Origin of the sequence: Streptomyces pimonensis, assembly GCF_041380215.1 — a bacterium.
GTDB lineage: Bacteria > Actinomycetota > Actinomycetes > Streptomycetales > Streptomycetaceae > Streptomyces > Streptomyces pimonensis.
Genome location: NZ_JAHWZY010000075.1, coordinates 1 through 7,868, shown reverse-complemented (window position 1 = coordinate 7,868; position 7,868 = coordinate 1). Strand labels below are relative to the sequence as shown.

Annotated in this window: 3 protein-coding genes and 4 pseudogenes; 4 read left to right on the top strand and 3 right to left on the bottom strand. The window is 66.4% G+C overall.

The features are described 5' to 3' along the window. Nucleotides 1-75: pseudogene (locus tag KYY02_RS33045) on the bottom strand (IS6 family transposase); the annotation flags it as partial. A 176-nt stretch (nt 76-251) separates the two neighbouring features. Between KYY02_RS33045 and KYY02_RS33040 the strand changes: the two are divergent. Further along, nucleotides 252-557, top strand: coding sequence for a hypothetical protein (locus tag KYY02_RS33040; protein WP_290010398.1), 306 nt, complete (start codon nt 252-254; stop codon nt 555-557). A 444-nt stretch (nt 558-1,001) separates the two neighbouring features. Then, a complete protein-coding gene (locus tag KYY02_RS33035; protein WP_371244619.1) occupies nt 1,002-2,174 on the top strand; it encodes an ISAs1 family transposase in 1,173 nt (390 codons plus the stop codon). Here KYY02_RS33035 and KYY02_RS33030 read toward each other — a convergent pair. Further along, nucleotides 2,126-2,881, bottom strand: a complete 756-nt coding sequence (locus tag KYY02_RS33030) for an IS6 family transposase (RefSeq protein ID WP_371244617.1) — start codon at nt 2,879-2,881, stop codon at nt 2,126-2,128. The two genes, KYY02_RS33035 and KYY02_RS33030, sit on opposite strands and share 49 nt — an antisense overlap. A gap of 25 nt (nt 2,882-2,906) precedes the next feature. Here KYY02_RS33030 and KYY02_RS33025 point away from each other — a divergent pair. Both KYY02_RS33025 and KYY02_RS33020 read left to right on the top strand, forming a co-directional pair. Further along, nucleotides 2,907-2,972: pseudogene (locus KYY02_RS33025) on the top strand (hypothetical protein); the annotation flags it as partial. 51 nt (nt 2,973-3,023) lie between these two features. Continuing rightward, nucleotides 3,024-3,286 (top strand): annotated as a pseudogene (locus KYY02_RS33020) (transposase family protein); the annotation flags it as partial. Between the two features lie 491 nt (nt 3,287-3,777). On the opposite strand, the pseudogene KYY02_RS33015 reads toward KYY02_RS33020, so the two are convergent. Next, nucleotides 3,778-7,046 (bottom strand): annotated as a pseudogene (locus KYY02_RS33015) (RHS repeat-associated core domain-containing protein). Between the last annotated feature and the right edge of the window lie 822 nt (nt 7,047-7,868).

Below are 7,868 nucleotides of genomic sequence, written 5' to 3'. Positions count from 1 at the left end.
GTACAGCCACACGCAGTGCGCGATCACCTCGACCGGGTAGCGGTGCCCCCTGTACGACGGCGACGCACTCCCCACGGGCGATCCCCCTCCACCATGATCAACCAGAAGATCATCCCACCAGGGCAGCCAACGTGACAGTGCCGTTTATTTCGCTGTGCGCGGGCACTTGGTAGACACGGCGTCGATCTTGGCGCGTTCCTTACTCCCTGGAGTGCCACCGGCACTCCCCACAATGAGAAAGGTGCCTTTTCATGAGCGCTGTGAACCCGGTCGGCAACGCAGGCCACCACACGGGCACCGATACGGCCGCTCACCGGCCGCGCAGGCTGTCGACCGAGACGAAGGCCGCCTTCAAGACCACAGAGTTTTTCGCCTACATCGCCGCGGTCGTCGCGGTGCTGATCGCCTCCATGGTCGTAGGAGACGACGATGGCCACGCCGACTACTTCCGTGCCGACCAGGCATGGCTGTACATCGTGGTCCTGACCGTCGGTTACATGATCAGCCGAGGTCTGGCCAAGTCCGGCAGCCGCGACCCCTACGACGAGTCCCGCTAAACATCCCTTCGTCTCCCGGGCCGCAGGAGCTGAAGATGGCACCTGCGAGAACAGCGGACACAGGCTCCATCGACCGCCCCGGCACCGTCGTAGAGGCAAAGAATCAGCCAAGCCCAGTACCTGATGTCGAAGGTCCCCGCACTCTTGGAGCGGCGGGGACCTTCCATGTCGAGGACTCCGGGAAAGCCCGCATCGGCCCGGGTGCTCGATCCATCTGGCGAATCTGCTGGCGTGCAGGGCCCCTCGCATCCTCGGCGAAGACGAAGTCGGAACCGTGGGCATACCCGTCAACTACAGTCGCCTGTAGCCACCCAGCCAGGGAGTGTCTAATCAACGGCTCTGTCTCGCATTCGGTGGCAGGACTCCGGCAAAGTCGTCTGGTAGCTCCGCGACGTGAAGTTTTGCGGGTGGGTGAGGTGCGCGGGCGTGTTCCGGTCCGGTTGGATGGAGGTTCCTACGCCTTCTGTCCGACCAGGGAACAACGCCCGCGCCATGCCATCGTGCCGCATCTCCGCACCTGTTCGCACGCCCGTCCCGGATCACGAGTTCCTCTGCGACCTGCTCGGCCGGATACCCGATCCGCGCCGACGGCGCGGGGTCCGCCACCCGGTAGGAGCTCTGATCGCGGTCGCGGTGTGCGCGGTCATGGCCGGAGCACGAGGTTTCACGGCGATCGGGGAGTGGGTCCGGGACGCCGGGGCGGTGGCCATGACACGGTTGGGTCTGGAGCGGGGATCGGTTGACGAGTCGACGCTGCGTCGCCTGTTCGCGAGGCTGGACGCGGACCGTCTCGACATAGTGCTGGGAACCTGGGCCGCGACGCGGACCACGCTGATCGCGGGCCGGCGAGTGATCGCGATCGACGGCAAGACCGTAAGGGGCGCACGCGTCGGTGCCACCTCGGCCCCGCACCTGGTCGCCGCACTCGCGCACGGGTCGGGCGCAGTGCTCGGCCAGGTCGCCGTGAGCGAGAAGAGCAACGAGATACCCGCGGCCCGGGCCCTGCTGGAGATTCTTGATCTGGACGGGGCGGTGGTCACGATGGACGCGCTGCACACCCATCACGACACCGCGGCGCTGGTGACCGAGGCCCGCGCCGACTACGTCCTGACCGTGAAAGCCAATCAGAAGTCCTTGTATACGCAGCTCAAGGCCCTGCCCTGGGCCCGTATGCCCGTTCTCACCAGGACAGAACGCGGACACGGACGCCGAGCCACCCGCACGATCAAGGTCGCCGACGTGCCCGCCTGGATCGGCTTCACCGGGGCCACGCAAGTCGCCCAACTGCGACGCACCGTCACCAGGAAGGGCAGACGGACGGTCGAGATCGTCTACCTGATCACCAGCGCGGACGCCCGCACCGCGCCTCCGGAACTCCTGGCCACGTGGGTACAGTCGCACTGGGAGATCGAGAACCGCCTGCACTGGGTCCGGGACGTCACCTTCGACGAGGACCGCTCCCAGGTCCGCACCGGCAACGCGCCCCGCGTCATGGCCGGCCTCCGCAACACCGCGATCACCCTTCTGCGCCTCCACGGCCACCACAACATCGCCGCCGCCCTACGGCATCACGCCCGCGACACCGACCGATCCATCAGCCTCTTCCTGTCCACATGATCAACGACTTTGCCGGGGCCCTGGTAGTGGGAGGCTGTCATCAGGTGACGACCAGGCCGGAAGTGCGGTGAAATGCCGCTGAACGCGGACAGGAACCGCTGGGCCCCGCCGACGCTGCGAAAGCTTTTCATGGCGCGTTCACGCTGCCGGGTGGGCTGGTGGGAGTTCTCGGCCCGGTTGTTCAGGCCCTTGTGACAGCGGTGCTCCACCGACGGCATCGCCTCGCGGTGGGCGGCGCCGTAGGAACGGAGCTTGTCGGTGACGATCACTCGTGGCACCGACTGGGTGGCCTTCATCAGCTTCCTGAAGAAGCGCATGGCCGCGGCCTTGTCACGGCGGTTCTGCACGAGTATGTCCAGCACGGTCCCGTCGGCGTCCACCGCCCGCCACAGGTACTTCTGCTCTCCGTTGATTTTGCTGAAGACTTCGTCCAGGTGCCATTTGTCCCCCGGGCGGGGGCGTCGGCGGCGCAGTGCGTTGGCGTAGGACTGCCCGAACTTCAGGCACCACCGCCGGATGGTCTCGTGGGAGACGAGCACATCGCGCTTCAGCATCAACTCCTCGACCTCGCGGAAGCTGAGCGGGAAACGGTGGTACAGCCACACGCAGTGCGCGATGATCTCCACCGGGTACCGGTGACCCTTGTACGACGGCGGCGCGGACGACACGAGCGATCCCCTCCCCGGCACGATCAACTCCAAGATCATCTCAGACCGGTCAGCCAACGTGACAATGCCGCGGTTCGAGCCTGACGATCGTGACCGGTTCTTCGGTCGGGACGAACTGGTCACCGAGGTCAGGCGGATGACGACCGAGCACCGTTTCTCGGCGGTCTTCGGTCCGTCGGGCAGCCGCCAACTCCTCGTCCTGGCCGACCGCGCCTATCAAGGTGCCGACACCACCGTCCGCACTCCCTACTACCGCCACCACGAGCTTCCCGAGCACTACCAGAAGTACAACCGGAACCACGCCCGGCTCGAGCACCGGGCGAACGCGCCTTCGCCCGCCTCAAGCAATGGCGGATCCTCCGCAAGGCCCGGTGCAGCACCAACCGCATCGGACGCACCGCCGCTGCCATTCACACCATCGAGATCGCCTGGCGCTCAGGATGAGAAGCATTCTGTCACCCGACCTGCTGATCTGCGGTTTTTGTTGGGACAGAGGAGGCGGCCGTTCTCCATGCTTCGAGATGTCGAGTCACGAAGCACGAGAGAACGGCCGCTGCTATGAGTCCCGGGGGAGTGTCTATACCCGGTTACCGGCGGCGGGACAGAACGAATAGAACCGCCGCGATGAACACCGCGAAGACCAGGGCGATTCCCCAGGTCGGCAGCCCGGCAGCAGAGGGCGGCATGATCGCTGACATCGTCACCGCTTGAACCCCTTGTACAAGAACAGAAGCCCACCGACGGCCAGAACGACACCGATTACGATCGGCAGCATCGCCCGAGCCTTTCCGTCACTGGCATCCATCACACCGGCGTAGAGCAATGCGGCGCCGCACAATAGCGCTACGAGAGCTGAGCCGATTATTGCGGCTGTGCGCATTAGTAACTCCTGTCCCCTCTGGAAGCGGGCACATCTACCGCCCCCACGTTGTACTTCAGCTGTATGCAGCGGTCGTGGCGCCGGCAACGCCTGCGGCTACGACGGAACACCCGGTCAGCCCAGCACCGACCGAGACACCAAGGGTGGCGAAGGACCCGGCTGCAGCCCCGGCCATGCACAGCGACTCGAAACCAATACCGGCCAGCATGCCCATCTTGGTGGCGTTCGCGCTCTCCGTATCGCCTGTCAAGGTGTCATAGGTGAGACTCACCCAGTCTCCGACACCGGTGACGTCCCCAAAACTCAGCAGCCCTGAGGGGTCGGTGTTGTTTACGGGGTCGCCAGCGGCGTAGAGGTACGGGTTGGTTTCCTGCCCCGAGGGATCGGGCTGGGTGAAGCGGCCGAGGGACGGGTCGTAGTAGCGGTGGCCCATCTTGTACAGGCCCGTCGGGTCCAGATACGTGCCCGCATAGCGGTGGGGCTGGGGGACTGTTTCGGTGGTGGTGCCGCGGGGCAGGCCGGTGGGGCCGTAGGCGTAGGTGTGGGTGCGCTTGCCGGTGTCGTCGGTGAGGCCGAGGACGTTGCCGGTGGCGTCGGTGAGGTAGTAGTAGGACTTCCCCCCAGTCGTCATGGAGTTCAAGGTGCCCGCCGGTTCGCGGATGAATCCGGTGTCGACCCGTTCGTCGTGATCGAGGCGAGACCGAGTGCGGTGTGGTGGAACCAGGTCGGACCCAGCTTGGTGCGTTCGGAGTTGTCCGTGCCGGCGTGGACCAGGTCGTAGCTCTTGCCGCCTGCGGTGACGGTGGAGAGCTGGCTGTGGTCCGTCCAGGTTTCGTTCGTGCGGGCGGTGGTGCTCGCGCCTGCCGTCTCGTTGCCGAGCTTGTCGTAGGACCAGCCGGTGGTGGAGCCGTTCTTGCCGGTCAGTTCGCTGGCGTCGTCGTAGGTGTAGGTGGTGCCGCCGGGGCAGGCGTTCTTGCTGCCGTCCTGGGAGGTGAGGTTGCCGGCCTTGTCGAAGCAGTACAGCCACGACGCCTTGCGGGCACCGGCGGAGTCGGCTTCCAGGGCGTAGCGCAGGCGGTCCTGGGTGTCGTAGTCGTAGGTGGTTTTCAGCTTGGTGAGGTTGTCGGTGCGGGTGCGGATCTTGGTGGTGTCCTTGCCCGCGGTGTTTTTGTAGTCGTAGGTCAGGTCGATCAGGGTGGTCGTGCCCGAGGTGGTCTTGATGGCCTGGGGGCGGCCGTTGTCGTCGATCGTCACCGACTGCGTTGTGCCGCCGGGGTAGACGGTCTTGGTGCGCTTGTCGTTGTCGTCGTAGTCGAAGTCGGTCTTCTTGCCGTCCGGGGCGGTCAGGTGGTCCAGGCGGCCGGCCTTGTCCCAGGTGTAGTCGGTCCTGCCGGTCGGGTCGGTGTAGTGGTCGACCTCGCCGCCGGGGGTGTAGGCCAGCACCGTCTGGGCGCCGTTCTGCAGCGTGCGGACGCTTTCACGGTTGAGCTTGTCGTAGGTCCAGCCCGTGGTGCCGGAGGCGTCCGTGCGGGACTTGACGTTGCCGTCGCCGTCGTAGGAGTAGGTGACCGTGGCGTTGGTGGAGGACACCTTCGTCACGCGGTCGCGGTTGTCGTAGACGTAGACCGTCTTGATGCCGCGTTCGTCGGTGGCGGTCTCCACCCGGCCGAGCGCGTCGTAGGTGTAGGTCGTCTTGCCCAGCGGCTCCGGTGGCGTGACCATTTTGAGGTTGCCCTTGGTGTCGTACTCGAAGGAGGTGACCTTGCCGTTTGCGTCCTTGGCGGTGCAGCGCTGGCCCTCGAAGCCGCCGCAGGCCGGGGTGTCCTTGTTGTAGGTGTACTCGCGGGTGCCGCCGGCCGTGCCCGAGGTGGTGACCGACATGGTGTTGCCGTTGGTGTCGTACTTGAAGGTGTCCTTGCGGCCGTCGGCGGTGGTGAAGTCGTTGGGCAGGTCGGTGCCGGCGACGGTCTGGTACGCCGTCACGGACGCCGTGGCGCCGAGCGGGAGCTTCTGGGAGAGGGCGTTGTTGCGGCCGTCCCAGCCGTAGGTGGTGGTGTTGCCGCCGGTGCCGTCCGCGCCCGTGCCCATCGCGTCGATCGCGCTCTGCAGGAGGTGGCCCGTGTATTTGGCGTGGCGGGAGTGGCCGAGCGCGTCGGTGACCTTGGTGACCTCGCCGTCCGCGTTGTGCGCGTGCTGCGTCGCGTCGCCGTCGGGGTCGGTCACCGTGGTGGTGCCCGCGTCGGAGGGGGTGGCGGCTGTGTAGTCGTAGCGCCAGGTCGGGCCGATGTGACCGCTGCCCGTCACCTCGGTGGCACGCTGCATGGACCTGACGCGGTTGTGGGCGTCGTAGGTGAACAGCGTGACGGTGCCCTCGGGCGTGGTCACCTTGGTCAGGCGGCGTGAGGAGTCGTAGGCGTAGGCGGTGGCCTTGCCGTCGGTGTCGGTGACCTTCGCCAGGTTGCCCGCCGGGTCCAGGTCGAACACGGCCGTGCGGCCCGTGTGATCCTTGGCCTGCCACTGGCTGGCGTCCGTCTTCACCAGGTCGATCCAGCGGCCCGAGCGGGTCTCGGTCAGCTTGAAGCCCTTGTGCTCGCTGCCCTCGTCGTGCTGGTCGACGATGATCGTGCCCTGGTTCTTGTCCGTGACCTTGGTCAGCGTGCCGTGCTCGTCGTAGGTGTCCTTCGAACCCGACTTGCGGTCGGTCAAGGTGTAGGTGCCGTCCGTGTTCTTCTTCAGGTCCTTGGAGTAGCCCGTCGGCGTGGTGTAGCCGCCGGTGGACGTCTCCCTGAACCGCAGGGCCTCGCCCGTGGCGTCGTAGACGACCACCTCACCGTCACCGGCCTGGAGGTAGCGCTCATATGCCTGCCACCAGCGCTGTGACACCTTCCCCCACGGGGCCTCGAGGGAGTTGTACGTCCTCGTCAGCTGGAGTTTCTGGCCGACGCCGGCGATGTCGAAGTCCGTCGCGGCGAGCATCAGGTTGCCGTTGGAGAGATTCACCCGGGCCACCAGGGCGTCGTTCAGGCGGGTGTCGAGGATGCGGTGCCAGGGCACCTCGCCCTGGCCCTCGGGCACGTACGTCATCTCGGCGGCCCCCGCGCCGGCAGCCCTGCGGGCGGCTTCGCTCGTGCCGGTGGTCCGGGCCTTCTGCGCCGCCCGCCACGCGGCGATCTCGGCGGACGGTTCGGCCTCCGCCTTCGACGCCACCGGCTGGGTCACCCCGGCCGGCGTGGCCGGGGCCTCGACCTTGGTCGGCTTCGTCCACGGACTCTCCGGCTCCGGTAACTCCGGTTTCGCCGCCGCCAGGCCGGGGGCCGCGGTCATCACCACGGCGGCGGTAGTGATCGCCGCGACGAGAGCGGTTCTGTGTGTTCTCCGGACACGCCACAACGGCGCGCGCACAGCACGCGAGTGCATCAGCTTCCCCCACAGGAAGTCGGAAACGAGGCAGACAGCCAGAAGCGGTGACACCAACGGTCACCGCTGCCACACAACCTGTCACACGAAGCACACAAGCCGGCGCACTCTGCCCTCGAACACATGATCCATGCGAGCCGGAATCAGCCCCGCCGCTTCCAAGAGGCAAATGCGGACAGCATCACGCGAGTCACCCCGCATGCCGATCGGCATTTTTCATTCCACGCGATTTTCCATTGACACATTGACCGAAAAAGTTCGAAAGAAATCTCAATCGACGCGCTTTTCGCACTCGGTGATGTTTTTCGGCCAGTTTGAAGCCCGGTCGGCGAGCACGCAGACAGCGCTTGCCATGCCTGAGCGGCGGTTTCGATGGCGGACGACTGACGGCAAGTTGTCTCAGAGGTCGCGCCGACCGCACGGGCGTTCTACGAAATCCCCCTCACCGCGTGCACACTTGCGGCGTTCGGTCCGTCCAGCCGCACCAACACCCCGCGCCGACCCTCGTGAAGGACTCCCCCGCCATGAGCGAACCGGGCAGAGCCCTGCCCTCCCGCCCCTCCCCCACCCAGCACCAGCCCCACGCACAGCGACCGGCCCGTGCCGTCCGCCGCGCCGGACGCCTCCTGGGCGTTGTCACGTTGTTGAGTAGACGACTGTCTGACGGCGCTTCGAGGCCTGGTGGACCTTGGCCCGGGCGTGTGTTCAGGCTGTGGTGGGCCGGCTCCC